The 25,662-nt window shown below is 67.9% G+C and carries 22 protein-coding genes; 9 read left to right on the top strand and 13 right to left on the bottom strand.

The features are described from left to right. Positions 1-3: 3 nt before the first annotated feature. Entirely contained in the window at positions 4-921 is a 918-nt protein-coding gene (locus tag AC1G9C_RS01065; RefSeq protein ID WP_480409228.1) for a LysR substrate-binding domain-containing protein, read from the bottom strand. Positions 922-1,060: 139 nt separating this feature from the next. Here AC1G9C_RS01065 and AC1G9C_RS01060 point away from each other — a divergent pair, with 139 nt between their 5' ends. Next, the gene (locus tag AC1G9C_RS01060) at positions 1,061-2,446 is read left to right on the top strand and encodes a NorM family multidrug efflux MATE transporter (RefSeq protein WP_480409227.1); all 1,386 of its coding nucleotides are present in this window, start codon (positions 1,061-1,063) and stop codon (positions 2,444-2,446) included. A gap of 16 nt (positions 2,447-2,462) precedes the next feature. Here AC1G9C_RS01060 and AC1G9C_RS01055 read toward each other — a convergent pair whose 3' ends face one another. After that, positions 2,463-4,136, bottom strand: coding sequence for a putative bifunctional diguanylate cyclase/phosphodiesterase (locus AC1G9C_RS01055; RefSeq protein WP_457788309.1), 1,674 nt, complete (start codon positions 4,134-4,136; stop codon positions 2,463-2,465). Between the two features lie 220 nt (positions 4,137-4,356). Beyond that, entirely contained in the window at positions 4,357-6,018 is a 1,662-nt protein-coding gene (locus AC1G9C_RS01050; RefSeq protein WP_021445824.1) for a putative bifunctional diguanylate cyclase/phosphodiesterase, read from the bottom strand. A gap of 177 nt (positions 6,019-6,195) precedes the next feature. Between AC1G9C_RS01050 and rep the strand changes: the two genes are divergently transcribed. Both rep and AC1G9C_RS01040 read left to right on the top strand, forming a co-directional pair. Further along, complete coding sequence (rep, locus tag AC1G9C_RS01045; protein ID WP_480409226.1) at positions 6,196-8,205, top strand: DNA helicase Rep; 2,010 nt, start codon at positions 6,196-6,198, stop codon at positions 8,203-8,205. Between the two features lie 117 nt (positions 8,206-8,322). Further along, positions 8,323-8,895 (top strand): xanthine phosphoribosyltransferase, encoded by a 573-nt coding sequence (locus tag AC1G9C_RS01040; protein WP_021445826.1) that lies wholly within the window; start codon positions 8,323-8,325, stop codon positions 8,893-8,895. Between the two features lie 108 nt (positions 8,896-9,003). Here AC1G9C_RS01040 and AC1G9C_RS01035 read toward each other — a convergent pair whose 3' ends face one another. From AC1G9C_RS01035 to dadA, 5 genes are all read right to left on the bottom strand, one after another. Then, positions 9,004-9,423, bottom strand: coding sequence for a c-type cytochrome (locus AC1G9C_RS01035; protein ID WP_021445827.1), 420 nt, complete (start codon positions 9,421-9,423; stop codon positions 9,004-9,006). Between the two features lie 113 nt (positions 9,424-9,536). Beyond that, positions 9,537-10,085, bottom strand: coding sequence for a cupin domain-containing protein (locus tag AC1G9C_RS01030; RefSeq protein WP_031303843.1), 549 nt, complete (start codon positions 10,083-10,085; stop codon positions 9,537-9,539). 302 nt (positions 10,086-10,387) lie between these two features. After that, a complete protein-coding gene (gene alr / locus AC1G9C_RS01025; protein WP_480409225.1) occupies positions 10,388-11,461 on the bottom strand; it encodes an alanine racemase in 1,074 nt (357 codons plus the stop codon). 178 nt (positions 11,462-11,639) lie between these two features. Continuing rightward, positions 11,640-11,990, bottom strand: a complete 351-nt coding sequence (locus AC1G9C_RS01020; RefSeq protein WP_011920546.1) for a RidA family protein — start codon at positions 11,988-11,990, stop codon at positions 11,640-11,642. Between the two features lie 38 nt (positions 11,991-12,028). Further along, complete coding sequence (gene dadA / locus AC1G9C_RS01015) at positions 12,029-13,327, bottom strand: D-amino acid dehydrogenase (protein WP_480409224.1); 1,299 nt, start codon at positions 13,325-13,327, stop codon at positions 12,029-12,031. A gap of 156 nt (positions 13,328-13,483) precedes the next feature. Between dadA and dadR the strand changes: the two genes are divergently transcribed. Continuing rightward, positions 13,484-13,972 carry a transcriptional regulator DadR gene (gene dadR, locus AC1G9C_RS01010; RefSeq protein ID WP_013713454.1) on the top strand — a complete coding sequence of 163 codons (489 nt, stop codon included), beginning with the start codon at positions 13,484-13,486 and terminating at the stop codon, positions 13,970-13,972. Positions 13,973-14,217: 245 nt separating this feature from the next. Here dadR and AC1G9C_RS01005 read toward each other — a convergent pair whose 3' ends face one another. Then, on the bottom strand, positions 14,218-14,571 hold the full coding sequence (locus AC1G9C_RS01005) for a YkgJ family cysteine cluster protein (RefSeq protein WP_480409223.1): 354 nt from the start codon (positions 14,569-14,571) through the stop codon (positions 14,218-14,220). 206 nt (positions 14,572-14,777) lie between these two features. On the opposite strand from AC1G9C_RS01005, the gene AC1G9C_RS01000 reads away from it, so the two are divergent. After that, positions 14,778-16,091 carry an NAD(P)/FAD-dependent oxidoreductase gene (locus AC1G9C_RS01000; protein WP_480409222.1) on the top strand — a complete coding sequence of 438 codons (1,314 nt, stop codon included), beginning with the start codon at positions 14,778-14,780 and terminating at the stop codon, positions 16,089-16,091. Between the two features lie 331 nt (positions 16,092-16,422). Here AC1G9C_RS01000 and AC1G9C_RS00995 read toward each other — a convergent pair whose 3' ends face one another. Beyond that, complete coding sequence (locus AC1G9C_RS00995; protein WP_480409221.1) at positions 16,423-17,748, bottom strand: tetratricopeptide repeat protein; 1,326 nt, start codon at positions 17,746-17,748, stop codon at positions 16,423-16,425. A gap of 151 nt (positions 17,749-17,899) precedes the next feature. Between AC1G9C_RS00995 and AC1G9C_RS00990 the strand changes: the two genes are divergently transcribed. Beyond that, entirely contained in the window at positions 17,900-18,859 is a 960-nt protein-coding gene (locus AC1G9C_RS00990; protein WP_021445351.1) for an AraC family transcriptional regulator, read from the top strand. Positions 18,860-19,006: 147 nt separating this feature from the next. Here the strand turns inward: AC1G9C_RS00990 and AC1G9C_RS00985 are convergent, their stop codons facing one another. After that, the gene (locus AC1G9C_RS00985; RefSeq protein ID WP_457788317.1) at positions 19,007-19,228 is read right to left on the bottom strand and encodes a DUF1127 domain-containing protein; all 222 of its coding nucleotides are present in this window, start codon (positions 19,226-19,228) and stop codon (positions 19,007-19,009) included. 173 nt (positions 19,229-19,401) lie between these two features. Here AC1G9C_RS00985 and AC1G9C_RS00980 point away from each other — a divergent pair, with 173 nt between their 5' ends. Then, the gene (locus AC1G9C_RS00980) at positions 19,402-20,823 is read left to right on the top strand and encodes an aminotransferase-like domain-containing protein (protein WP_397497526.1); all 1,422 of its coding nucleotides are present in this window, start codon (positions 19,402-19,404) and stop codon (positions 20,821-20,823) included. Between the two features lies 1 nt (position 20,824). Here the strand turns inward: AC1G9C_RS00980 and AC1G9C_RS00975 are convergent, their stop codons facing one another. Together AC1G9C_RS00975 and AC1G9C_RS00970 are read right to left on the bottom strand one after the other, a co-directional pair. Further along, positions 20,825-21,997, bottom strand: a complete 1,173-nt coding sequence (locus AC1G9C_RS00975) for an MFS transporter (RefSeq protein WP_122109466.1) — start codon at positions 21,995-21,997, stop codon at positions 20,825-20,827. 163 nt (positions 21,998-22,160) lie between these two features. Next, positions 22,161-23,654 (bottom strand): aldehyde dehydrogenase, encoded by a 1,494-nt coding sequence (locus tag AC1G9C_RS00970; RefSeq protein WP_480409220.1) that lies wholly within the window; start codon positions 23,652-23,654, stop codon positions 22,161-22,163. A 226-nt stretch (positions 23,655-23,880) separates the two neighbouring features. Between AC1G9C_RS00970 and aptA the strand changes: the two genes are divergently transcribed. Beyond that, positions 23,881-25,197 carry an omega-aminotransferase AptA gene (aptA, locus tag AC1G9C_RS00965; protein WP_480409219.1) on the top strand — a complete coding sequence of 439 codons (1,317 nt, stop codon included), beginning with the start codon at positions 23,881-23,883 and terminating at the stop codon, positions 25,195-25,197. 23 nt (positions 25,198-25,220) lie between these two features. Further along, positions 25,221-25,583 carry a cupin domain-containing protein gene (locus tag AC1G9C_RS00960; RefSeq protein ID WP_480409218.1) on the top strand — a complete coding sequence of 121 codons (363 nt, stop codon included), beginning with the start codon at positions 25,221-25,223 and terminating at the stop codon, positions 25,581-25,583. Positions 25,584-25,662: the final 79 nt, after the last annotated feature.

The following is a 25,662-nucleotide window of genomic DNA, read 5'->3' as shown; positions in this document are numbered from 1 at the left end:
TCGCTACAACCGTTGCACCTCGGGCAGGCGCATCGCCGCCACCTCCGCCAGCAGGTAATCGCGCAGTCGTTGCAGGCGCGCCTGGGCGCGGTGCGCCTTGGGCCACACCAGGTAATAGCTGGAGCCGCTGTAGACCGCCTGCCGCCACGGCAGGCCAAGGCGGCCGGCATTCACGTCCTCGGCCATCAGCAGCAGATCGCCGATGGACACCCCATAGCCGCGCGCCGCCGCGACTATGCCCAGTTCGAGCATGTCGAACAGCTGGCCGCTCTTCAGCGGAATCCGCTCGGCCAGCCCGGTGATCTGCAGCCATTGCCGCCAGTCGCGCCGGTCCGGGGTCGGGTGCAATTGTTCGGCGGCCTGCAGCCGCGCCAGCGGCCAGGGGCCGCCGGCGACATCGGCGGCGGCGCAGACTGGGATCAGCCATTCCTCGAACAGCAGCACGCTGTCCCACTCCTCCGGGAACTGGCCGTCGGCCAGCAGCACCGCGCAGTCGAAGGGCTCGTGGCGAAAATCCACCTTGTCCACGTCCATCCAGGCGCTGGTCAGCTGCACCTCGCTCTCCGGGTAGGCCAGGCGAAAGTGCGACAACCGCGCCAGCAGCCAGCGCATGGTCAGGGTCGAGGGCGCCTTCAGGCGCAGCACGCTGTCGTCGGCGCGCAGCGCGGAGCAGGCCCGCTCCAGCGCATCGAAGCCGTCGCGCAGGCCGGGCAGCAGGGCGCGCGCCGGGTCGGTCAGCTGCAGGCTGCGGCCACGGCGCTCGAACAGGCGGCAGGCGAAATGTTCCTCGAGGGTACGGATATGCCGGCTCACCGCGCTCTGGGTAATGGCCAGTTCCTCGGCGGCGCGGGTAAAGGAGGCATGCCTCGCCGCCGCCTCGAAGGCGCGCAGGGCGTAGAGCGGCGGCAGACGCCGGTTCATCGCGTCAAACCATGATTTTTAATCATGACTGGCATGGCTATTTTCCTTTTGTGGGCAACTCGCTAAACCCAGAGAATAGCTGTCATTGCTAATCCTCAGACAGTCTGGGGAGGCCTATCCTGCCGAAGTTTTACTCATCATGAAGAATGCCCTTGGCCACGAGCTGGGCGCGCTGCTGCGCCTGGCCGGCCCACTGATCTCCGCCCAGCTGGCCCACGCGCTGATGATCTTCACCGACACGCTGATGATGGCGATGCTCGGCCCGCAGCAACTGGCCGGCGGCGCGCTGGGCGCCACCTGCTATTTCATCTTCTCGATCTTCTGCACCGGGGTGATCGCCGCCGTGGGCAGCCTGGTCGCCATCCGCCACGGCGCCGGCGACCCAAGCGGCGTCGCCCGCCTGCTGCACAACGGCCTGTGGCTGGCCCTGCTGCTGGGCATGGTCAGCGCGCTGTGCCTCAACGGCCTGGGCCCGCTGCTGCCGCACCTGGGCCAGGCGCCTGACGCCGCGGGCCTGGCCATGGAGTTTCTGCGCCCGTTGTCGCTGGCCCTGCCCGGCTACCTGTGCTTCATGGCCTTGCGTGGCTTCACCAGTGCCATCGGCCATCCCGGCCCGGTGATGGCCATCAGCATCGTCGGCACGGCGGCCAACTTCGTCATCAACTATGCGCTGATCAAGGGCTGGTTCGGCCTGCCCAGCCTGGGCCTGGGCGGTATCGGCATGACCACCGCGCTGGTCAGCAGCGGCATGGCCCTGGCGTTGGCGCTGTATATCCTGCTCGCGCCCCACTACCGCCTGTACAAGCTGCGCAGCGGCCTGGGCCGTCCGCAGCGCGCGGAGATGCGCGCCCTGCTGCGCCTGGGACTGCCCATCGGCGGCACCTATGCTGCCGAGCAGGGCCTGTTCACCTTCGCCACCCTGTGCATGGGCGCGCTGGGCAGCGTGCAGCTGGCGGCGCACCAGATCGCCATGCAGACGGTGGCGCTGGCCTTTATCGTGCCGCAGGGGCTGTCCTACGCGGTGACCTTCCGCGTCGGCCTGCACTACGGCGCCGGGCGCCTGCCGCTGTCGCGCCTCAGCGGCCATCTGGGCATAGCCCTGGGGGCGGCGTTGATGCTGCTGTTCGCCCTGCTGTTCTGGCTGCTGCCGGAATGGATCATCGGCCTGTTCCTCGACCGCCACGATCCGGCCTTCGCCGAGATCGTCACCCTGGCGGTGAGCCTGCTGGCGATTGCCGCCTGGTTCGAACTGTTCGATGGCCTGCAGAGCATCGCCATGGGTGCGATCCGCGGGTTGAACGACGGCCGCACCACCTTGTTGATCGGCCTGAGTGGCTACTGGTGCGTCGGTGCGCCACTGGCCTGGCTGCTGGCCTTCGTGCTCGGCTGGGGCGCCGCGGGCGTCTGGTGGGGCTTGGCGGCCGGCCTGGCGGTGACGGCGAGCGGCCTGGTGCTGGGCTTTCAGTGGAAGACGGCACGCTTGCAGCAGGCGGACCGGGTAACAGGCGAAGCCTGCCTGTCGTAATGGCGCAGCCTGCGCGTTAGGAAGGCGTTACCGACAACAGCGGCTGGCGCTGGCCGAACACCAGAAAGCGCGCCAGCTCGGCCAGCGGCACGGCCTTGCTGATCAGGTAGCCCTGCACCTGGTCGCAGCCGAACTGGCGCAGCATGTCCAGCTGTTCGATGTTCTCCACCCCTTCGGCGACCACCTCGAGGTTGAGGTTGTGCGCCAGGTTGATCATCGCCCGCACCAGCTGGCGATTCTCGGCGCGCTCGCCCATGCCGCCGACGAAGCTCTTGTCAATCTTCAGCAGGGTGATCGGCAGGTTGTTGAGGTGAACGAAGGAGGAGAAGCCGGTACCGAAGTCGTCCAGCGAGAAGCGCACGCCGAGCCGCCCCAGGGCCAGCATGGTCTGCTGCACCTGGTCGCTGCGGCGCATCACCGCGGTCTCGGTCAGCTCGAACTCCAGCCACTGCGCGTCCACCCCGCGCTCCTCAATCAGCCGACTGAGGGTCGGCAGCAGCTGGCTGTCCTGGAACTGGCGGAACGACAGGTTGATCGCCATGTGCAGCGCCGGCAGGCCGCGCCCGCGCAGCCACTGCATGTCGCGCAGGGCGCGGGAGATCACCCAGTAGCCGAGCGGCACGATCAGCCCGGTTTCCTCGGCCAGCGGCACGAACTCGTTGGGCGCCAGCAGGCCGCGCTCGCCGTGCTGCCAGCGCACCAGCGCCTCCAGGCCGACGATGCGCCCGCTCTGCAGGCACAGCCGCGGCTGGTAGTGCAGCTCCAGCTCGTCGCGGCGCAGGGCGCGGCGCAGCTCGCCTTCCAGATCGGCCTGGCTGCGCGCGCTGCGGTTGATGCGCTCGTCGTAGACGTGGAACACGCAGCCCTGCTGACTCTTGGCCTGCTGCATGGCGATGTGCGCGTGCCACAGCAGCGGGTCGGCGCCCTCTCCGGCGCGGGCATGGGCCAGGCCCAGGCTGCAGCCGATCAGCAGGCTCTCGCCGTCGACCCAGTAGGGTTCGGCCAGCACCTCGGTGATGCGTTCGGCCAGGCGCTCGGCGCGCTGCGGGTCGCGGCGGGTGTCGAGGAGCAGGGCGAACTCGTCGCTGCCCAGACGCGCGAGCTGGTCGCAGGGCTGCAGCAGGCTCTTCAGGCGCGCCACCACCTGCAGGATCAGGCGGTCGCCGGCCTGGTAGCCGAGGGCGTCGTTGGCGTGGCGGAAGTTGTCCAGGTCGAGATGGCCGAGCACCAGGCCGCGTCCGCCGCACTCGGCCAGGCGCGCGGCGAGCAGGGTCTGGAAGCCCTGGCGGTTGGCGATGCCGGTCAGCGGGTCCTGCTCGGCCAGGCGCTGCAGGGTCTGCTTGAGGTTGCCCTGCTCGCGCACGTAACGCAGGCAGCGGCGCAGCACGTCGACACTGAAGGCGCCGGCCACCAGCCAGTCGCAGACCCCGACGGGCTCCTCGGCCGGCTCGGCCTCCAGCAGCAGCACGAGCGGCACGCTGCAACTGTCGGCGGGCGGTCGGCAGTCGGGGGTGCAGAACACCAGGCCCTGGCCGCCGTCCTCGAACAGGTTGCTGGCCGCCGCCCAGGACGGCGCGGTGATCAGCCCCGGGACGGTGCCCAGAGCGTCGATGGCCCGGCGCAGACGCGCCGACCACTCACCTGAGGCGGTCAGCAGTAACAGTCGCATGGGCTCGACGGAATCGGACACTGGGCTTCCCCGGACAGTGGCGTGCCGCCGGCGGCGGTCACTGCCGCGCCAGATCCCGGCGCTGATTCTCTCGACGCATCCCGCGCCGATGTGCGGTCAAGACACCGACACTGTGCCGACAAGCTAACCAAGTACGCGCCCGCTCACCAGCGCCTCACGCGGAACTGTGAGTGAGTTCAGATTCTGGCGCTGGAGTGCGCGCTAGAGCCCGTGCTGGGGCTCAGGCGGAAATCGACTGAGGGCGGCTGGCGCGGGCGATGCGACCGAGCAGGAACTGCCGCAGCTCGGCCAGCGGCAGCGCCTTGCTGATCAGGTAGCCCTGGCCCTGGTCGCAGCCGAACTGGCGCAACAGCTCCAGTTCGGCCTCGGTCTCCACGCCCTCGGCGACCACTTCCAGGCCCAGGTTGCGTGCCAGGTTGATCATGGCGTTGACCAGCCGGCACTGCTCGCCGCGTACGGCCATGCCGGAAACGAAGCTCTTGTCCAGCTTGAGCAAGGTGATCGGCAGGCTGGCCAGGTGGACGAAGGAGGAGAAGCCGGTGCCGAAGTCGTCGAGGGAGAAACGCACGCCAAGCTCGCCCAGCGTGCGCATGGTGTCCAGCACGTAGTCGCTGCGGCGCATCACCGCGGTCTCGGTCAGCTCGAACTCGAGCCAGCCGCCATCCACCCCGCAGCGCTCGATCAGGCGCTGCACCGTGGGCAGCAGCTGGCTGTCCTGGAACTGGCTGAACGACAGGTTGACCGCCATGTGCACCGGCAGGCGCTCCTGCATCAGCCACTCCAGATCGCGCAGGGCCCGCGCCACCACCCAGTAGCCGAGCGGAATGATCAGGCCGCTCTGCTCCGCCAGGGGAATGAAGTGCTGCGGGTAGAGCAGGCCGCGACTCGGGTGGCGCCAGCGCACCAGCGCCTCGAGGCCGACGATGGCGCCACTGGCCAGGTTCATCCGCGGCTGATAATGCAGCTCCAGCTCGTCGCGGCGCAGCGCCTGGCGCAACTCCGCCTCGAGGTCGGCGATATTGCGCGCGTCGCTCGAGGTGCGTTCATCGTAAAGGTGGTAGGTGCAGCCCTCGCGCCCCTTGGCCTGCTGCATGGCCATGTGCGCGTGCCACAGCAGCGGGTCGGCGTCCTCGCCGGCACGGCAGTAGGCCAGGCCCAGGCTGCAGCCCAGGGTCAGGCTCTCGCCGTTGATCCAGTAGGGCTCGGCCAGCGACTCCATCAGCGCCTGGGCCATGGGTTCGACGCGCTTGGCCGAGCGGCTGACGTCCAGCAGCAGGGCGAATTCGTCGCTGCCCACCCGCGCCAGGCCGTCACCGGGCTCGAGCAGCAACTTGATGCGCTCGGTGACCTGCTGGATCAGCTGGTCGCCGGCCTGGTGACCGAGGCTATCGTTGGCATGGCTGAAGTTGTCTAGATCCAGATAGCCGAGCAACAGGCCGCGGCCACGGTTGTACTGCAGACGTTTGCGCAGCAGGCTCTGGAAACCCTGGCGATTGGCGATGCCGGTGAGCGGATCGCGCTCGGCCAGGGTTTGCAGAGCCTGACGCTGTCGGCTGTACTCCAGACAGCGACGCAGCACCTCGCCGGTCAGGCTATCGCGGGCCAGCCAGTCCTGGGCGTCACGCGGCGCCTCGAGCGGCGGGCGGTCGAGCAGCAGGATGGGGGGGAGCGGGCAATGCTCGGCGGCGGGCTGGCACTGCGGCGTGCAGAACAGCAGATCCGGCAGGTGCTGGCGGTACAGGCGCTCGGCGTCGTGCCAACTGCTGGCGGCGAACAACCAGACCGGCTCGGGCAACTCGCCCAGCAAGGCATCGAGCAGAGCGACCCAATGGTCGTCCGTCGTCAGCACCAGCAGCCGCCTGAACTCGCTTTGGCAGGACACGATACCTCCGCAGCACGCTTTTAATAAACCACTTTAACTTATAGCCGCATTTCGCTAATTAGGCGCAAGAATCTACTCACCTATTTGCAACGCTGCAAGGCCGCTCGGCGGCGCCGCGGCCAAGCCGGGTGCATCCTGCTAGAATCGCCGGCCATTCATCCGCAGCCCCGTACCCCCATGTCCCGACTGAACCCCCGGCAACAAGAGGCCGTGAACTACGTCGGCGGCCCGCTTCTGGTGCTCGCCGGTGCCGGTTCCGGCAAGACCAGCGTGATCACGCGCAAGATCGCCCACCTGGTGCAGAACTGCGGCATCCAGGCCCGTCATATCGTCGCCATGACCTTCACCAACAAGGCCGCGCGCGAGATGAAGGAGCGCGTCGGCAGCCTACTCAAGGGCGCCGAGGCGCGCGGCCTGACCGTGTCCACCTTCCACAACCTGGGCATGAACATCATCCGCAAGGAATATGCGCGCCTGGGCTACAAGCCCGGCTTCTCGATCTTCGACGACGGCGACATCAAGGCGTTGCTGTCGGACATCATGCAGAAGGAATACGCCGGCGATGACGGCGCCGACGAGGTGAAGAACCTCATCGACAGCTGGAAGAACGACCTGATCCTGCCCGACGAGGCCCTGGCCAAGGCGCGCGGGCCCAAGGAGCAGACCGCCGCCATCGTCTACCTGCACTACCAGCGCACGCTCAAGGCGTACAACGCGGTGGACTTCAACGACCTGATCCTGCTGCCGGTCAAGCTCTTTCAGGAGCACGCCGACATCCTGGAAAAATGGCAGAACCGCATCCGCTACCTGCTGGTCGACGAATACCAGGACACCAACGCCAGCCAGTACCTGCTGGTCAAGCTGCTGGTGGGCATGCGCAACCAGTTCACCGTGGTCGGCGACGACGACCAGTCGATCTACGCCTGGCGCGGCGCGCGCCCGGAAAACCTGATGCTGCTGAAAGAGGACTACCCCTCGCTGAAGGTGGTGATGCTGGAGCAGAACTACCGCTCCACCAGCCGCATCCTCAAATGCGCCAACATCCTCATCGCCAACAACCCGCACGTGTTCGAGAAGCAGCTGTGGTCGGAGATGGGCGTGGGCGACGAGATCCGCGTGATCCGCACGCGCAACGAGGACGCCGAGTGCGAGCGGGTGGCCCTGGAAATCCTCACCGAGCACCTGCGCACCCAGCGCCCCTACAGCGACTTCGCCATCCTCTACCGCGGCAACTACCAGGCCAAGCTGATGGAGCTGAAGCTGCAGCACCACCAGATTCCCTATCGCCTCTCCGGTGGCACCAGCTTCTTCGCCCGCCAGGAGGTGAAGGACCTGATGAGCTACTTCCGCCTGCTGGTCAACCCGGACGACGACAACGCCTTCCTGCGGGTGATCAACGTGCCGCGCCGCGAGATCGGCTCGACCACCCTGGAAAAGCTCGGCAACTACGCCAGCCAGCGCGGCATCAGCATGTACGCCGCCGCCGACGAGATCGGCCTGGGCGAACAGCTCGACAGCCGCTACACCGAGCGCCTGGCACGCTTCAAGCGCTGGATGGACGGCGTGCGCCAGCAGTGCGCGCAGAACGACCCGATCGCCGCGATCCGCAGCATGGTGATGGACATCGACTACGAGAACTGGCTGCGGCAGAACGCCTCCAGCGACAAGGTGGCCGAGGCGCGCATGGGCAACGTCTGGTTTCTCGTCGATGCGCTGAAGAACACCCTGGAGCGTGACGAAGACGGCGACATGACCATCGAGGACGCCATCGGCAAGCTGGTGCTGCGCGACATGCTCGAGCGCCAGCAGGAAGAGGAGGAAGGCGCCGAGGGCGTGCAGATGATGACCATGCACGCCTCCAAGGGCCTGGAATTCCCCTCGGTGTACATCATCGGCTTCGAGGAGGAGATCCTCCCGCACCGCTCCAGCATCGAGGCCGACACCATCGAGGAGGAGCGGCGCCTGGCCTACGTCGGCATCACCCGCGCCAAGCGCAACCTGGCGCTGACCTTCGCCGCCAAGCGCAAGCAGTACGGCGAGGTGATCGACTGCTCGCCGAGTCGCTTCCTCGACGAACTGCCGCCCGAGGATCTGGTCTGGGAAGGCCAGGAGGAGGCGCCGGTGGAGGTCAAGACCGCGCGCGGCAACGACGCGCTAGCCAATATGCGCGCGCTGCTTAGAAAATGACCGGCGCGCGGCGACGGCCCGCAAGGTCATCAAATAGAGTTACTTCGTAGCCCGGATGCAATCCGGGGAAACCGTCCCGGATTGCATCCGGGCTACGTTCAGCATGAGGACAACCGCGTGGAAGCGCTAAAACAGAAGATTCGCGAAGAAGGCATCGTACTGTCCGAGCAGGTGCTCAAGGTCGACGCCTTTCTCAACCACCAGATCGACCCGGCACTGATGCAGCAGATCGGCCACGAGTTCGCCCAGCGCTTCGCCGGCCAGGGCATCAGCAAGATCGTCACCATCGAGGCCTCCGGCATCGCCCCGGCGATCATGGCCGGCCTGGAGCTGGGCATTCCGGTGATCTTCGCGCGCAAGTTCCAGTCGCTGACGCTCAAGGACGACCTGCTGATCTCCAAGGTGTTCTCCTTCACCAAGCAGACCGAGAGCACCATCGCCATCTCCTCGCGCCACCTGACCGCCGCCGACACCGTGCTGGTGATCGACGACTTCCTCGCCAACGGCCACGCCGCCAAGGCGCTGATCGACCTGATCCAGCAGGCCGGCGCGCGGATCGCCGGCATCGGCATCGTCATCGAGAAGTCGTTCCAGGAAGGCCGCACGCTGCTGGAGAGCGAGGGCTACCGGGTCGAGTCGCTGGCGCGCGTCGCCGCCCTGGAAAACGGCCAGGTACGCTTTCTCGACTAAACCATTGGGGTGCGCACCCGGCAACCGATCGCCAGCGGTGCGCACGGCCTAGCCTGCGGACATAAAAAAACCGCCTGCAAGAGGCGGTTTTTTATCGAGCGCCGGGTCTTACAGACCGGACATCTTCTTGATCGCGTCGCGCAGCTCGTCGTCGGAGCAGTCGGCGCAGGTGCCTTTCGGCGGCATGGCGTTGATGCCGGAGATGGCCTTGGCCAGGATGCCGTCGAGGCCGCCCTGGTGGTCGGCGCGCTCTTTCCAGGCGGCGGTGTCGCCGATCTTCGGCGCGCCCAGCACGCCGGCGCCATGGCAGGCGTTGCAATGCTTGGCGATGATGTCGTCGGTGCTGCGCGCGCCGCCGGCGGCCACGGCAACGGCGCCGACGCCCTTGCATTCTTCGCCCATGATGCACACTTCGCCGACCGGCTTGAGGCGTTCGGCGATGGCTTCATCGGTCGTGGCCTGAGCAGTCACTGCCCACAGGGCCAATACGGCAGCCGGTGCCACCAGCATTTTCTTCATCAGATTCACGGTACACCCTCTTCGTGGCTAGTCACGCCCGCGGCCACGGTTTCGCGAGCGGGCGACAGTATAACGGCAAGCCGCCCGGGCCGAAACAACCCAGATTGTCGCAGGGTTATTGATCAGAAATTCGCCGGTGTGGTGGCGCTGATCAGCCGCGCCGGCGCGTCGAAGGGGTTGCGGAAGCGGTGCGGCTTGCTGCTCTCGAAGTAGTAGCTGTCGCCCGGCTCGAGGATGAACACCTCGCTGCCCACGGTCAGTTCCAGCTTGCCTTCCACCAGCATGCCGGCCTCCTCGCCCTCGTGGGCGTACATCTCGTCGCCGGTGTCGGCGCCGACCGGGTAGGTCTCGTCGAGGAAGGCGATGGCACGGCTCGGATGGGCCTTGCCGATCAGCTTCATGGTGATGGCGCCGCTGCAGATATCGGTCAGTTCGGAGGCCCGGTAGACCACCTGGGCCTGGTTCTCCTGCTCCAGGTCGAGGGAGAAGAACTCCACCAGCGACATGGGGATGCCGCCGAGCACCTTCTTCAGCGAGCTGATCGAAGGGCTCACGCTGTTCTTCTCGATCATCGAGATGGTGCTGTTGGTGACCCCCGCACGCTTGGCGAGTTCACGTTGGGAAAGGCCTTTGAGCTTACGAATCGATTGCAGTCGAACGCCGACGTCCAATGCTGGTGTCCCCCCTGGGGCAGATGCGGAAAAAGTGTCCGTATCATGGCACAGCGTTCGGAATTTACAACACTGGCGTTCGCGCTCGCCTACACCGCCCCCGTTAGAGCCTATGCAAAGGCTCGCGAGCTAGAGCCATGCAAGGCAAAAACAGGCGAGGAAGCGGAGTTTACGAGTTGTAAATGAGCATTACTCGTTGCACTCGCCCTTCGGGCCGCGCTGAAGCGCGTTAGCCGCAAGCGGCTTGCCGAGCCTGTTTTTAACGCAGCAGGGCCGACGCGCAGCAGCCTTTGAACAGGCTCTCAGCCGCCGAGATAGAGCAGCGGCGCCCGGCGCACATTGCAGAACAGCTGGTAGGGAATGCTGCCGGCGGCCAGGGCCACGTCGCTGGCCAGCACCTGCTTGCCCCACAGCTCCACGCGGCTGCCGAGGCCGGCTTGCGGCAGGTCGGTGAGATCGACGGTGAGCATGTCCATCGACACCCGGCCGATCAGCCGGGTCAGCTGGCCGTCCACCGCTACCGGCGTGCCGGTCGGCGCGTGGCGCGGATAGCCGTCGGCATAGCCCATGGCGACCACGCCGACGCGGGTCGGTCGCTCGCTGACGAAGCGCGCGCCGTAGCCCACCGGCTCGCCGGCCGGCAGTTCGCGCAGGCTGATGACCTTCGACTCCAGGGTCATCACCGGCTTGAGCCGCGCCGCCTGCGCCTGGGCCTGCTCGAAGGGAGTGGCGCCGTACAGCATGATGCCGGGGCGCACCCAGTCGCTTGGCACCTGTGGCCAGCCGAGCACGGCAGGCGAGTTGCGCAGGCTGACCTCGGCGGCCAGGCCTTCGCGGGCCTGCTGGAACACCGCCAGCTGTTCGGCGGTGCGCGGGCAGTCGGGCTCGTCGGCGCGGGCGAAGTGGCTCATCAGCACGATCTTGCTCACCTTGCCGCTGGCCAGCAGCCGGCGGTATGCGCCCTGGTAGTCGGCCGGATGCAGGCCGACGCGGTGCATGCCCGAGTCCAGCTTGAGCCAGACATTCAATGGCGTGCCCAGACTCGCCTGCTCGATGGCCTCGACCTGCCACAGCGCGTGGACCACGCACCACAGCTGGTGCTGCTCGATCAGCGCCAGCTCGGCCGCCTCGAAGAAGCCTTCCAGCAGCAGGATCGGCGCGCGGATGCCGGCCTCGCGCAGGGCCAGCGCCTCCTCGATGCAGGCCACGGCGAAGCCGTCGGCCTCGCGCTCCAGGGCCTGGGCGCAGCGCACCGCGCCGTGCCCGTAGGCATCGGCCTTGACCACGGCGAGGGCGCGGGCGCCGCTCAGTTCGCGGGCCAGTTGGTAATTGTGACGCAGGGCGTCGAGGTCGATCAGGGCACGGGCGGGACGCATGGTTCGCAGTCTCTCGATGCTTCGCCGAGGCGAGGTGTTTGGCGCAGCCCGGATGCCATCCGGGCTACGCGCTACCAGTCAAAAAAAGCCCGGCGGGACAGCCGGGCGAAAAGCCAACACAAAAAATTCCGGGAGAAATTTTTGACGTCGCTCCACGACGGTCCGGAGGGTGGCCGCCTTAGAGGGCCGCCACCACCATCATTTCCACCAGCACCTCGGGCTTGTACATCTTCGCCTCGACGCAGGCGCGCGCCGGCGCGGCACCCTCGGCGACCCAGGCGTCGTACTCGGCGTTGAGGCCGTCGTAGTGGGCGTCCATGTCCTTGAGGTAGATGGTCACGGAAAGAATCTTGCTCTTGTCGCTGCCGGCCTCGGCCAGCATGCGGTCGATATTGGCCAGGGTCTCGCGGGTCTGCTGGCGGATGTCGCCGCTGTAATCGTCGGCCAGCTGGCCGGCGAGGTAGACGGTGCCGTTGTGGATCACCACTTCGCTGTAGCGTTTTTCCACATGCAGGCGCTGGATCGACATAGGGGTAAAGCTCCTTGGATTACGGGACGCGCAGCCTATCAGGTGCGCAGCGGCTGCGGCGCAGCCTCGAGCTCGCGGGTCTTGCCCGAGTAACGCGAGATATCCAGGCCTTCGGCGCTGATCTGCGGGCGCTTGTTGCCGATCAGATCCGCCAGCAGGCGACCGGAGCCGCAGGCCATGGTCCAGCCCAGGGTGCCGTGGCCGGTATTAAGGAACAGGTTGCGGTAGGCGCTGGCGCCGACGATCGGCGTGCCGTCCGGGGTGGCCGGGCGCAGACCGGTCCAGAACTCGGCCTGCTTGAGGTCGCCGCCCTCGGGATAGAGGTCGGCGGTGATCATTTCCAGGGTGGCGCGACGCTTGGGGTTGAGGCTCAGGTCGAACCCGGCGATCTCGGCCATGCCGCCGACGCGGATGCGGCCGTCGAAACGGGTGATCGCCACCTTGTAGGTCTCGTCGAGGATGGTCGAGGTCGGCGCCATCTCGGCGTTGGTGATCGGCACGGTCAGCGAGTAGCCCTTGAGCGGGTAGACCGGCGCGCGCACGCCCAGCGGCTTGAGCAGCTGCGGGCTGTAGCTGCCCAGCGCCAGGACATAACGGTCGGCGGTTTCCAGCTTGCCGTCGATCCACACGCCGTTGATGCGGTCGCCGACAGCGTCCAGGCGCTGGATGTTCTGCCCGAAGCGGAATTCCACCCCCAGCTTGACGCACATCTCGGCCAGCTTGGTGGTGAACATCTGGCAGTCGCCGGTCTGGTCGTTGGGCAGGCGCAGGGCGCCGGCCAGCTTGTGCTTGACCCCGGCCAGGGCCGGTTCGACGCGGGCGATGGCGTCGCGGTCGAGCAGCTCGAAGGGCACGCCGGAGGCTTCCAGCACGGCGATGTCCTTGGCCGCGGCATCGACCTGGGCCTGGGTGCGGAACAGCTGGGTGGTGCCGAGCTGGCGACCTTCGTAGGCGATGCCGGTCTCGGCGCGCAGCTCGTCGAGGCAGTCGCGGCTGTACTCGGACAGGCGCACCATGCGCTCCTTGTTCACCGCATAGCGGCTGGCGGTGCAGTTGCGCAGCATCTGCGCCATCCACAGGTACTGGTCGATATCGCCGGTGGCCTTGATCGCCAGCGGGGCGTGCTTCTGCAGCAGCCACTTGATGGCCTTGAGGGGGATGCCCGGGGCGGCCCAGGGCGAGGCGTAGCCGGGGGAGACCTGGCCGGCGTTGGCGAAGCTGGTTTCCAGGGCCGGGCCGTTCTGGCGGTCGACCACCACCACCTCGAAGCCCTGACGGGCCAGGTAGTACGCACTGGCGGTACCGATCACACCACTGCCGAGAACCAGAACACGCATGCTTTTCTCCCCGCCGCGCCAGGGCACGGACGTCCAAGACCAGAGTTGTCGTTGGGGCGCAGTATAGGGAGAGCCGTGCAGTGCTTTTCACCATATACACAGCTATATTTGGCGAGAATTCTTGGCAAAAATCGCTTTTACAGAGGCGGATTCCCCATGAGAACCCAACATCAGAGTCGTCGCGAACTGGACAAGATCGACCGCAACATCCTCCGCATCCTGCAGGAGGACGGGCGCATCAGCTTCACCGAACTGGGCGAGCGGGTAGGCCTGTCCACCACGCCCTGCACCGAGCGGGTACGTCGCCTGGAGCGCGAGGGGATCATCATGGGCTACCACGCCCGGCTCAATCCGCAGCACCTCAAGGCCAACCTGCTGGTGTTCGTCGAGATCAGCCTGGACTACAAGTCCGGCGACACCTTCGAGGAATTCCGCCGCGCCGTGCTCAAGCTGCCGCACGTGCTCGAATGCCACCTGGTGTCCGGCGACTTCGATTACCTGGTCAAGGCACGGATCAACGAGATGGCCAGCTACCGCAAGCTGCTCGGCGACATCCTGCTCAAGCTGCCGCACGTGCGCGAGTCGAAGAGCTATATCGTCATGGAAGAGGTGAAGGAGTCGCTGGCGCTGCCGGTGCCGGAATAAGGCGGTTAACAAGCTGCAAGCGACAAGCCCCAAGTTGAAAAGCGAGTTGGATGGAAAACCGCGAAGCGTTTCCCACCATGGCCGTGCAACACCTTAGAGCCCCTATTGGTGGATAAGCTTCGCGTTATCCACGTGCAAAGGCCCCGTAGGGTGGGCTTTAGCCCACCAACGGCGGTCAGCGTGGGCTAAAGCCCACCCTACAAGAGCCTCTGGCGGGTCGTGGCGATCAGGTGGTGCACCTGGCTCTACACCAGCCGCTGGCGAGTGGTCGCGATCAGCCGATGCACCTGGCGCTCCACCGCCGGCGCGATCGGTTGCTCGGGGCCGCGACCGTGCGGACAGGGCAGGTTCGGCGTGGTGCCGAACAACCGGCAGATCAGCGGGCGTTGCTCGTAGACCTGGCAGCCCTGCGGGCCCAGATGCACGCAGTTGTAGGCGGCCAGCGCCGCGTCGTGTTCGGCCTCGCTCTTCACCGGCAGCCGCGCCAGTTCCTCCGAGGAGGCGGTGACCGGCCCGCAGCAGTCGTGGCAGCCGGGCACGCAGGCGAAGCGCGGGATCTGCCGGCGCAGGTGGTCGATCTTGCGGTCGGTGCAGCTCATGCTCGGGCATCCGGAAAACGATGCCGGCAGTGTACTGCGCCGCGCGGGCCGGTGCTGCAGGAGCGACTGCAGCCGCGAATCGGCGCGTCATGGTAGCGGCTAAGGCCGCTCCTGCATTGATTTTTCCGGCGGCCCCCTTGGCGTCATGCAGATTCCGCGCTTATGCTGCGTTGAATTTTCCACACACAAAAATCAGGATTTCACACATGAACGCCCGCGTTCACCAGCCGGTTCACGGCCCCCAGCACGCCGCCTCCTACTACGCCGCCAGCGTCAATCGCCAGCTGGCCTACCCGCCTTTGGGCGGCGAGCTGCAGGTGGACGTGTGCATAGTCGGCGGCGGCTATTCCGGCCTGAACACCGCCATCGAGCTGGCGCGCAAGGGCCTGACGGTGGCGCTGCTGGAGGCGCGCAAGATCGGCTGGGGCGCCAGCGGGCGCAACGGCGGCCAGCTGATCCGCGGCGTCGGCCACGGCGTCGAGCAGTTCGCGAACGTGATCGGCCAGGATGGGGTGCGTGAGCTCAAGCTGATGGGCCTGGAGGCGGTGGAGCTGGTGCGCCGGCGCGTCGAAGAGTTCCAGATCGACTGCGACCTGACCTGGGGCTACTGCGACCTGGCCAACAAGCCCGAGCACCTGGCTGGTTTCGCCGAGGACAAGGCCGAGCTGGAGAGCCTCGGCTACCGCCACCAGCTGCGCCTGCTGCAGCCGGAGCAGATGCACGAGGTGGTCGGCTCCGACAACTATGTCGGCGGCATGATCGACATGGGCTCGGGTCACCTGCACCCGCTCAACCTGGCCCTGGGCGAAGCGGCGGCGGCCGCGAGCCTGGGCGTGCAGCTGTTCGAGGACTCGCCGGTGACGCGCATCGACTACGGCCGCGAGCTGCGCGTGCACACCGCCCGCGGCCAGGTGCGCGCCAAGTACCTGGTGCTGGCCTGCAACGCCTATATCAACGGCCTGGAGCCGACCCTGAGCGGCAAGGTGCTGCCGGCCGGCAGCTACGTGATCGCCACCGAGCCGCTGTCCGAGGCCCAGGCGCGTTCGATCATTCCGCAGAACATGGCCCTGTGCGACCAGCGCGTGGCGCTGGACTACTACCGCCTCTCGGCCGACCGGCGCCTGCTGTTCGGCGGTGCCTGCCACTATTCCGGGCGCGATCCGGCGGACATCGCCGCCTATATGCGGCCGAAGATGCTCAAGGTCTTCCCGCAGCTGGCCGACGTGCGCATCGACTACCGGTGGGGCGGCATGATCGGCATCGGCGCCAACCGCCTGCCGCAGATCGGCCGGCTCAAGGATCAGGCCAACGTGTTCCACGCCCAGGCCTATGCCGGCCACGGGGTCAACGCCACCCACCTGGCCGGCAAGCTGCTCGCCGAGGCCATCGCCGGCCAGGAGAGCCGCGGCTTCGAGCTGTTCGCCAAGGTGCCGCACATGACCTTCCCCGGCGGCAAGTACCTGCGCTCGCCACTGCTGGCCCTCGGCATGGCCTGGCATCGGTTGAAGGAATTGCTGTAGGTCGGCGCCTGGCGCGGATGCCATCCGGGACGGCCGAGGATGTCCCCGGATTGCAGCCGGGCTACAGGGGCGCGCTGGAAGCGCCGGCTGGCCGGCGTAGGGAGGGCCGGGCGGCGATCCGCTTTAGTCCAGGCCAACCACCGCTGGTGGGCTACAGCCCACCCTACGGCCTCTGCCCACCAACACTTAACGCAGACATAGCCTCAGGGAGGGGGCCCAACGAGTTTTGTGCTCATTGCCCACCCTCTGCCCCATCCCCTCTCCCGTAAGCGGGAGAGGGGATGACGAGGCCGATTCTTCTGTGCACGACATTAGGCCCGGCTCACCCCAGCTAGGCCGCCAGCTCGGCGGCGCGCTGGCTGTAGCGCCGGGCCACGCCGTTGTGCGGCTTGGCCTGCAGGCGTTCGGCCGCCAGCGCCCGGCCCAGGGCCAGCTGGCCGCCGCGCAGGGCCGCTTCCAGCAGGGTCAGGTCGAGCAGGTCACGCTGCGCGTGGCTGCCGCCGAAGCGCTGGGCGATGGAGCGGATCGGCCGCAGCAGCTCGACACAGCGGCGGTACTCGCCCTGGCCGAACGCCTGCAGCGCCAGGCACAGCGGCTGACCGACCTCGGCGGTGAAACGCCGGTTGTCGGCGTCGCCCTGCAGGGCCCGGTGCTGCGCGGCGAGCAGCGCCGCTGCGGCCTCGTCGCGGCCGGCACCGACGAAGGCCATCATCGCGTGGGCATCGTTGAAGGCGTACTGGCCGGCCGTGGCCAGCGGCGCCCAGCCGTCGGCCACCGCCTGCCAGCGCGAGCCCAGCTCGACGCCCTGCAGGTGCAGGCGCCAGAGCAGCGCGGCGGCGTCCACCAGATCCAGCACCAGGCTCGAACGGGCGCCGAAGATCGGCCCGTCGAACAGCGCCAGCGCCTCGTCGACCTCGCCCAGATCCAGGTAGTAGAGCGCCAGGTGCCACCAGTTGTGGCCCTGGATGAAACTGTCGCCGGTCCAGTGCTGCTGGTTGCCGCGCATCCAGGCGATGCCCTCGCGCTGGCGGTTCTGCATCTCCAGCACATGGGCCACGGCGTGCTGCGCCCAGCCGTCGCGCGGCTGCAGCTCCACCGCGCTGCGCCCGGTGGCCTCGGCCGCGGCGTAGTCGCCGTTTTCCTCCAGGCCGAAGGCGTACATGCCGAGCAACGCGTGGTAGCCGGGCATGCCCATCCGCCAGTGCGGCAGGGCACGGGCGATGCGGTCGCGCAGCATGCGCGAGTGGCCGCTGAAGAAGTCCACCTGGTGCCCGGCCTGCAGGGCCAGGATGTCCTGTGGCGCGTCGATGGCGACGTCTTCGAGGATCAGTCCGGCGCGGCTCCAGTGGCCGTCGAGCAGCGCCGCGATGGCGGCCAGGTGGCCACGCTCGCGGGCATCGGCCGGCAGGCCTTGGGCCTGCTGCAGGCACTGCCGCGCCACCGCCAGGCCCTCGGGCTCGGTGCCCAGCAGGTGCAGGTAGGCGCGCAGGACATGGGCCATGACGAAGTCCGGACGCAGCGCCAGGGCCGCCTCGACCGCGGCGAGCGGATCGCCGGCATAGCACTGGAACTGGGCCAGCCCCCTTTCGTAGTGTTCCAGGCTGTGCGGGTCGGCGCCGCTCAGGCTCAGGCCCAGGTTGTCGCGCAGGCTGTTCATGGCTGTCCTCTGCTGGTTGTCTACCGGTCATCGCGGACGCCGCCGACTGCCGGGCTGCGGCTTCACACCGGTGCTACGGTAAGAGGGACCGGGAGGGACGGATATAGCCCGGCCGCCGTCATTCTTGATCCAGCCGCCGCCCGGAGGATCAATGGACGCACTCTCTCACGTGCTCGCCGCCGTCCACTTGTCGGCCGGGGCCTTTCTGCACGCCGAATTCAGCGCGCCCTGGTGCATCCGCGCCCAGGTCAACGCCGAGGACTGCCGCCTGGCCGGCACCCAGCCGGCGCACCTGATGGCCTATCACTACGTGCTCGACGGACGGTTGCTGCTGGGGATAGACGACGCCCCGCTGCTGCCGCTGGAAGCCGGCGAGATCGTCCTGCTGCCGCGCAACGACCCGCACCTGCTGGCCAGTGCCAGCGGGCTGCCGGCGCGGGTGATCGACCACCTGATCCAGTCGCCCGCTCAGGGCAGCGGCCTGGCCAGCCTGCGTCACGGCGGCGGCGGCGCCAGGACCCACCTGATCTGCGGCTTTCTCGGCTGCGCGGTGCCGGACAACCCGCTGGTGCAGACCCTGCCCAGCGTGCTCAAGCTGCAGGTCGGCAACAGCCCCGGCGGCGCCTGGATCGAGCAGGCCTTCCGCCTCGCCGCGGTGGAAAGCGCCGGCCAGCGTCAGGGCGCCGGCACGGCACTGAACAAGCTGGCCGAGCTGCTGTTTATCGAGGCGGTGCGGCGTTACCTGGAAGCGCTGCCGAGCGACCGCCACGGCTGGCTCGCCGGCCTGTGCGACCCGCAGGTGGGCAAGGCCCTGGCGCTGCTGCACCGGCAACCGGCCGAACACTGGACCACCGAGGCCCTGGCCCGCGCCGTGGGCCTGTCGCGCTCGGCCTTCGCCGAACGCTTCAGCCGCCTGATCGGCCAGCCGCCGATCCGCTACCTGGCGCACTGGCGCCTGCAACTGGCCGCCGCCCAGCTGCGCGAAGGGCGCAGCCTGGCGCAGATCGCCTACGACATCGGCTACGGTTCGGAGGCAGCGCTCAACCGCGCCTTCCGCCAGCACTACGGGCAGCCGCCCGGTAGCTGGCGCAAGGAGCACGCCGCGGCCTGAGAACCTGTTCAAAGTCTGCTGCGCGTCGGCACTGCTGCGTTAAAAACAGGCTCGGAATGCTCATTTACAGCTCGTAAACTCCGCTTCCTCGCCTGTTTCTGCCTTGCATTGCTCTAGCTCGCGAGACTTTGAACAGGCTCTGAGGCGCTACAGCCGCCAGAACGGCAGGCGCGCCTCGCGCTCGGCCTCGGCGCGGCTCAGGCCGATATCGGCGAGCTGGCGCTCGTTCAGCCGCAGCAGGGCGCGGCGGGTGTGCAGGCGGCGCCAGAACGCCGGCCAGTCGCGGCCGAAATGACGCAGCGCGCCCGTCGCCTGTGGCGGCGCAGCCCGCCGCGCCCTGTCGAAACCTATCTCGCTGAAGCCGTTCATCGCCTTCTCCTGCAGCCAGTGCCCATGGGAGCTCAGGATGACCCGGGGAGAAAAGCCATGACAGATTCAATAAAACCTTATTTACTCCATACAGTTTTCGCCGAATCCCGGCTGAATCGGAATTTTCGCCGGCATCTGTACCGGTCGCTGCATTCCTGAACGAGGCAACTGTCATGACCCTCTACCTGAATCTGGCCGAACTGCTCGGCGCGCGCATCGAGCAGGGCCTGTACCGTCCCGGCGACCGCCTGCCCTCGGTGCGCAGCCTCAGCCAGGAGCACGGCGTCAGCCTGAGCACGGTGCAGCAGGCCTACCGCCATCTGGAGGATCAGGGCCTGGCCACGCCGCGGCCGAAGTCCGGCTACTTCGTCCCGGCCGAGCGCCAGGTGCCGGCGCTGCCGCAGGTCAGCCGGGCGGCGCAGCGGCCGGTGGAGGTGTCGCAGTGGGATCACGTGCTGGCGCTGATCAGCAGCTCGCCGCAACGCGAGCTGCTGCAGCTCGGCCGCGGCCGCCCGGATATCGGCAGCCCGACGCTCAAGCCGCTGCTGCGCATGCTGGCGCGCCAGGCGCGGCGCCAGGACCCGGAGGTGCTGACCTACGGCTGCATCCGCGGCGAGCTGCGCCTGCGCGAGCAGATCGCGCGGCTGCTGCTCGATTCCGGCTGCCGCATCCCCGCCGAGGACCTGGTAATCACCACCGGCTGCCACGAGGCGCTGTCGGCGGCGATCCGCGCCATCTGCCAGCCCGGCGACATAGTCGCGGTGGACTCGCCGAGCTTCCACGGGGTGATGCAGGCGCTCAAAGGCTTCGGCATGAAGGCCCTGGAGCTGCCCACCGACCCGCTCACCGGGATCAACCTCGAGGCCCTGGAGATGGCCCTGGAGCAGTGGCCGATCAAGGCCATCCAGCTGACCCCGAACTGCAACAACCCGCTCGGCTACATCATGCCGGAGGCCAACAAGCGCGCCCTGCTGCAGCTGGCGCAGCGCCACGACGTGGCGATCATCGAGGACGACGTGTACGGCGAGCTGGCCTACGCCTACCCGCGCCCGCGCACCATCAAGTCCTACGACGAGGACGGCCGCGTGCTGCTCTGCAGCTCCTTCTCCAAGACCCTGGCGCCGGGCCTGCGGGTCGGCTGGATCGCCCCCGGGCGCTACCTGGAGCAGGTGCTGCACATGAAGTACCTGGGCACCGGCAGCACCGCCCAGCTGCCACAGCTGGCGCTGGCCGAGTTCCTCGAGGCCGGCCACTACGAGCCGCACCTGCGGCGCATGCGCGCCCAGTACCTGCGCAGCCGCGACCTGATGGTGGACTGGGTGTGCCGCTACTTTCCGGCAGGCACCCGCGCCAGCCGGCCGCAGGGCAGCTTCATGCTGTGGGTGGAGATGCCCAGCGGCTTCGACAGCCAGCGGCTCAACCGCGCGCTGCTGCCGCACAAGATCCAGGTGGCGCCGGGCAGCATCTTTTCCGCCGCCGGCAAGTACCGCAACTGCATCCGCCTGAACTACGCCGAGCCGCCCAGCGCGGCCATCGAGGCGGCCGTGCGCCAGGTCGGCGCGACCATCGCCGAGCTGCTCGCCGAAGCCCCCTGAATCAGCGCGGGGCGGCCCCCGGCATGGCCTCGTTGCCCGTTTCGACCTCGCTGAAGGCACCGCGGCGCCAGGCCAGGACGATGAACACCAGCGCGCCGAGGGCCATCAGCAGCGGCAGCGCGTGGCCGCTCAGCCACTGGCTGGCGGCGCCGGTGGACAGCGGCCCGAGCAGGCAGCCGACGCCCCACAGCAGGGCGATATGGGCATTGGCGCGCACCAGCGCATCGTCGCGGTAGCGCTGGCCGACCAGGATCAGCGACAGGGTGTAGAGGCCGCCGGCGCTGGCGCCGAAGCTGAGCAGCAGCGGCCAGATCAGCGGCGTGTGCAGCGCCGCCGGGATGCACAGGCTGGAGCCGAGCAGTATCACCCCGCAGGCGCGCATCAGCGCCTGCCGCGGCACGCGGTCGGCCAGCCAGCCGATCGGCAGCTGCAGCGCGGCGTCGCCCACCACCACGGTGCTGACCATGATCAGCGCCATCTGCTGGGCGAAGCCCTCGCGCAGCAGGTAGACCGGCAGCAGGGTCAGCACCATGGCCTCGAACGCGGCGAACAGCACCACCGCCCAGGCAATCGCCGGCAACTTGCGGCAGAACAGCCCCAGGCCCTTGCCCGAGGCGCTGTGGGCATCCACCGCCGGCGCTCCCGTGCGGCCGATCAGCAGCAGGCTGCCGGCCACCAGCAGGCTGGCGGAGACCCAGAAGCCGCGGTCGCTGGCGGTGCCCAGGGCGGTCAGCAGCAGCGGCCCGCACAGCTGGCTCAAGGCGAAGCCGGTGCCGTACAGCGCCACCAGGCGGCCGCGCAGGCGATCTTCCACCAGTTGGTTGATCCAGCTCTCGCCGAGCACGAAGACCACGGTCAGCGACACGCCGATCAGCAGGCGTAGCAGCAGCCACAGCGGGTAGCTCGGCCACACCGCCAGCAGGCTGACCGACACCGCGCTGGCCAGCAGGCACAGGCGCAGCGTCTGCGGCGAGCCGAACCAGCCGGCCAGGCGGCCGGTCAGGCGCGCGCCGAGCAGCACGCCGATGGCCGGCATCGCCGCCATCACGCCGATGGCGAAGGGCCCGTAGCCCCAGGCCTCGAGACGCAGGGACACCAGCGGCAGGGTCACCCCCAGCGCCAGGCCGACTATCACCACCGCCGCACTGACGGCGAAATAGGTCATCCAGTTCATCGTTCCACTCCAGTCCATGGCGCGCGCGGCGCCGGTCGCAGTGCCCGGCGCGCAAATGCAAGGCGGCCGGGTTCCAGGGGAACCCGGCCGCAGGTGTGGCTCGCGGGGAGCCGGCCCCGAAGGGCGGACCTTCAGGCGGCCAGCGGCCGCCCGTGACGCGGTGTCAGAGTTTGATCCAGGTGGCCTTCAGCTCGGTGTACTTGTCGAAGGCGTGCAGCGACTTGTCGCGGCCGTTGCCGGACTGCTTGAAGCCGCCGAACGGCGCGGTCATGTCGCCGCCGTCGTACTGGTTGATCCAGACGCTACCGGCGCGCAGGGCCTTGCCCACCAGGTGGGCGCGCGACAGGTTGCTGGTCCACACCGCCGCGGCCAGGCCGTAGACGGTGTCGTTGGCGATGGCCACCGCTTCCTCCTCGCTGTCGAAGCCGATCACCGACAGCACCGGGCCGAAGATTTCCTCCTTGGCGATGCGCATGGCGTTGCTCACGCCGTCGAAGATGGTCGGCTCGACATAGGTGCCGCCAGTTTCTTCCATCACCCGCTTGCCGCCGGCGACCAGCTTGGCGCCGTCGTCGTGGCCGGCCTGGATGTAGCCCAGCACGTTGTTCAGCTGGGTGGTGTCGACCAGGGCGCCGACGTTGGTCGCCGGGTCCAGCGGGTTGCCCGGCTTCCAGGCCTTGATCGCCTCGACCACCATGGGCACGAACCTGTCCTTGATCGAGTTTTCCACCAGCAGGCGCGAGCCGGCGGTGCACACCTCACCCTGGTTGAAGGCGATGGCGCTGGCGGCGGCCTCGGCGGCGGCCTGCAGGTCCGGGGCGTCGGCGAAGACGATGTTCGGGCTCTTGCCGCCGGCCTCCAGCCAGACGCGCTTCATGTTCGACTCGCCGGCGTAGATCATCAGCTGCTTGGCGATCTTGGTCGAACCGGTGAATACCAGGGTGTCGACGTCCATGTGCAGGGCGAGCGCTTTACCGACCGTGTGGCCGAAGCCCGGCAGCACGTTGAACACCCCGGCCGGGATGCCGGCCTCGATGGCCAGCTGGGCGATGCGGATGGCGGTCAGCGGCGATTTCTCCGACGGCTTGAGCACCACCGAGTTGCCGGTGGACAGCGCCGGGCCGAGCTTCCAGCAGGTCATCAGCAGGGGAAAGTTCCACGGCACGATGGCGGCGACCACGCCGACCGGCTCGCGGGTCACCAGGCCCAGCTGGTCATGGCTGGTGGCGGCCACTTCGTCGTAGATCTTGTCGATCGCCTCGCCGCTCCAGCGCAGGGCGTTGGCGGCGCTGGCGACGTCGATGCTCAGCGAGTCGCTGATCGGCTTGCCCATGTCCAGGGTTTCCAGCAGGGCCAGCTCCTCGCCGAGCTGCTCGATCAGCTCGGCGAAGCGGATCATCACCTGCTTGCGCTTGGCCGGCGCCAGGCGCGACCAGACGCCGGAGTCGAAGGCGGCACGGGCGTCACGCACGGCGATCTCGGCGTCGGCGGCGTCGCAGCTGGCGACCAGGCCGAGCAGACGGCCGTCCACCGGGCTGATGCACTCGAAGGTGGCGCCGGACTCCGCCGGGCGGTATTGGCCGTGGACGAAGGCGCGGGTTTCGATGGTCAGGGTCTTGGCGCGCTGTTCCCAGTCGGCACGAGTCAGGCTAGTCATTCCGGCATCCTCTAGGGGTGGAGGTGGCGCCTCGCCGAGGCGCGCACTGTAAATAATTCTGCAAGGCCAGCGAAGTGGCCAAATCCTGTGCGCCACACTAAACCAGAGGGCTGCACCTTTTCAATATTTTTGACAAAGGCCAGGAAAACCCCCTTGTCATGTTCGTTTTATTAAACATAGACTGCCGCCACGCGCACCCTCCTCACCTCGCGCTTCGGTAGCTGACATGACAATAGACAACACCCGGCTCGAAGATTTCTGGATGCCCTTTACCGCCAATCGCCAGTTCAAGGCCAAGCCGCGCCTGCTGGAAAGCGCCGAGGGCATGTACTTCACCGCCAGCGACGGGCGCCGGGTTCTGGACGGCACCGCCGGGCTGTGGTGCTGCAACGCCGGCCATGGCCGGCGCGAGATCACCGAGGCGGTGAGCCGGCAGATCGCCAAGCTGGATTTCGCCCCGACCTTCCAGATGGGCCACCCGCTGCCGTTCGAGCTGGCCAGCCGCCTGGCGGCGATCGCCCCGGCCGGGCTGAACAAGGTGTTCTTCACCAACTCCGGCTCCGAGTCGGCCGACACCGCGCTGAAAATCGCCCTGGCCTACCAGCGCGCCATCGGCCAGAGCAGCCGCACCCGCCTGATCGGCCGCGAGCTGGGCTATCACGGGGTCGGCTTCGGCGGCATCTCGGTCGGCGGCATGGTCAACAACCGCCGCGCCTTCCCCCTGCAGCTGCCGGGCGTCGACCACCTGCCGCATACCCTGGACCTCGCCCGCAACGCCTTCAGCCGCGGCCTGCCCGAGTTCGGCGTGGACAAGGCCGAGGAGCTGGAGCGCCTGGTGACCCTGCACGGCGCGGAGAACATCGCCGCGGTGATAGTCGAGCCGATGTCCGGCTCGGCCGGCGTGGTGCTGCCGCCGGTGGGCTACCTGCAGCGTCTGCGCGAGATCACCCGCAAGCACGGCATCCTGCTGATCTTCGACGAGGTGATCACCGGTTTCGGCCGCGTCGGCCAGGCCTTCGCCGCGCAACGCTGGGGCGTCACCCCGGACATCATCACCTGCGCCAAGGGCCTGACCAACGGCGCCATCCCCATGGGCGCGGTGCTGGTCGATGAAAAAATCTATGACGCCTTCATGCAGGGCCCGGACGGCATCGAGCTGTTCCACGGCTACACCTACTCCGGCCATCCGGTGGCCTGCGCCGCCGCCCTGGCGACCCTGGATATCTACCAGGACGAGCGTCTGTTCGAACAGGCCATCGAGCTGGAAGGCTACTGGCAGGACGGCCTGCACAGCCTGCGCGAGCTGCCCAACGTCATCGATATCCGCGCCGTCGGCCTGGTCGGCGGCGTGCAGCTGGCGCCGAGCGAGGCCGGTGCCGGCAAACGCGGCTACCAGGTGTTCGAGCGCTGCTACCAGGACGACCTGCTGGTGCGGGTGACCGGCGACACCATCGCCCTGTCGCCGCCGCTGATCGTCGAGAAGGCGCATATCGACAGCCTGGTGGAGAAGCTCGCCGACGCCATCCGCCAGGCCGCCCACTGACCCCCACCCACGGAAAGCAGAAGATGAAAATCGAGCAGATCCTCGACTTCGCCCAGGCCGCCACCGCTGCCGAACACTACCGCCCGGCGCCGGAGAAAGTGCTCAAGGGCGACCCCGAGCAGAGCGTGCGCAACCACTACGCCAGCCCCTGCGGCCAGTTCAACGCCGGCATCTGGGAGGGCGCGGTGGGCCAGTGGACGGTGAACTACACCGAGCACGAATACTGCGAGATTCTCCAGGGCGTGTCGGTACTGCGCGACGCCGAGGGCAACGCCAAGACCGTGCGCGCCGGCGACCGCTTCGTCATCCCCGCCGGCTTCTCCGGCACCTGGGAAGTGCTGGAAGCCTGCCGCAAGGTCTACGTGATCTTCGAGCAGGCCAAGTAAGGATTCCTGTTGCTTGTCACCCTTTGGCCCGCCTCGTGCGGGCTTTTTTATCAGTGGAGAAAATGCCCCGGATCGTGCG

The organism is Pseudomonas sp. ABa2, assembly GCF_056676075.1.
The sequence above is the reverse complement of the archived record's forward strand: the minus strand, read 5'-3'. Positions and strand labels throughout refer to the sequence as shown.